Raw genomic sequence first — 310 nt, 5'->3', positions numbered from 1 at the left:
GTGCTGGCAGTGAGCCTCGCGATCCTCACCCTGATCCTGGTGTTCCAGGACTGGCTCGCCCGCCGCCCGCGGCTCACGGCTTTAGTGCGCAACGCCTTTCTCGCCTACACCCTGTTCTTCCTCGGCTGGTATGCCCTCGCCCAGCTCACGGTGATCAACGTGCTCACTTTCGCCCACTCGGTGATGCGGGAGTTCCGCTGGGAGCATTTCCTGATCGATCCTATGCTGTTCATCCTCTGGTCCTTCGTGGCCGTGACCCTGCTCCTGTGGGGGCGCGGGGTCTACTGCGGCTGGCTGTGCCCTTTCGGAG

Annotated in this window: 1 protein-coding gene; it reads left to right on the top strand. The window is 63.9% G+C overall.

Features of this window, described 5'->3' with window-relative positions; translation table 11 throughout:
* Window positions 1-310: 4Fe-4S binding protein (locus tag ACTFO6_RS18360; RefSeq protein WP_439935820.1), on the top strand; the 310-nt coding region annotated here is incomplete at both ends.

The sequence above is a fragment of the Pelomicrobium sp. G1 genome (assembly GCF_051905455.1).
In the GTDB taxonomy this organism is placed as follows: Bacteria; Pseudomonadota; Gammaproteobacteria; order Burkholderiales; family UBA6910; genus Pelomicrobium.
Note: the sequence above shows the minus strand (reverse complement) of the source record. Positions and strands in the feature narration are given on the sequence as shown.